The 1339-nt window shown below is 56.6% G+C and carries 1 rRNA gene; it reads left to right on the top strand.

Going from position 1 to position 1339, the window contains the following annotated elements:
• Nucleotides 1-1339: ribosomal RNA gene (locus GTO91_RS17555) — 23S ribosomal RNA — on the top strand; the annotation flags it as partial.

Raw genomic sequence — 1339 nt, 5'->3', positions numbered from 1 at the left:
CATAGGCGTGGGAAGCCAACCCGGGGAACTGAAACATCTCAGTACCCGGAGGAAAAGAAATCAACCGAGATTCCCTCAGTAGCGGCGAGCGAACGGGGAAAAGCCTAAACCGTCTCTTCGGAGGCGGGGTTGCGGGACCTTCATCACGAGTGAATCATCCTAGTCGAAGCGGTCTGGAAAGGCCCGGCACAGCAGGTAACACCCCTGTAGGCGAAAGGACGAGACATCCAGAAGGGATCCCAAGTACCGCGGGGCACGTGAAATCCCGTGGGAATCCGGGGGGACCACCCTCCAAGGCTAAATACTCCTCAGCGACCGATAGTGCACAAGTACCGTGAGGGAAAGGTGAAAAGCACCCCGGAAGGGGAGTGAAATAGAACCTGAAACCGTATGCTTACAAGCAGTCAAAGCCCGCAAGGGTGATGGCGTGCCTTTTGTAGAATGAACCGGCGAGTTGCGGTCACGAGCAAGGTTAAGGCGGTAAGCCGTAGCCGAAGCGAAAGCGAGTCTGAATAGGGCGTCAAGTTCGTGGCTGCAGACCCGAAACCGGGTGATCTACCCATGTCCAGGGTGAAGCGGAGGTAAAACTTCGTGGAGGCCCGAACCGACCGACGTTGAAAAGTCGGCGGATGAGGTGTGGGTAGGGGAGAAATTCCAATCGAACCCGGAGATAGCTGGTTCTCCCCGAAATAGCTTTAGGGCTAGCCTCGGGATCAAGAATGCGGGAGGTAAAGCGCTGATAGGGCTAGGGGCCTTCACCGGTTACCGAACCCTGTCAAACTCAGAATGCCCGCATTTATGCCCGGGAGTCAGACGGCGAGTGCTAAGATCCGTCGTCAAGAGGGAAACAGCCCAGACCGACAGCTAAGGTCCCAAAGTGCCTGTTAAGTGGAAAACGATGTGGAGTTGCCCAGACAACCAGGATGTTGGCTTAGAAGCAGCCACCATTGAAAGAGTGCGTAATAGCTCACTGGTCGAGTGACTCTGCGCGGAAAATGACACGGGGCTAAACAGGCCACCGAAGCTTCGGCAAGACGCAAGTCTTGGGTAGGGGAGCGTTCCTTGTGCAGCGAAGTTCAGCTGGAAGGCTGGGTGGAGCGCAAGGAAGTGAGAATGCCGGTATGAGTACGCGAAAAGGCAGGTGAGAATCCTGCCCGCCGCAAGCCTAAGGTTTCCTGGGGAAGGCTCGTCCGCCCAGGGTAAGTCGGGACCTAAGCCGAGGCCGAAAGGCGTAGGTGATGGACAACAGGTGGAGATTCCTGTACCACGTTGGATCGTTTGACCGATGGGGGGACGCAGGAGGATAAGTGAACCATGCCGCTGGTCGAGCATGGCCAAG

Origin of the sequence: Heliomicrobium undosum, from assembly GCF_009877425.1 — a bacterium.
GTDB lineage: Bacteria > Bacillota > Desulfitobacteriia > Heliobacteriales > Heliobacteriaceae > Heliomicrobium > Heliomicrobium undosum.
This window is presented reverse-complemented; position numbering and strand designations above follow the sequence as displayed.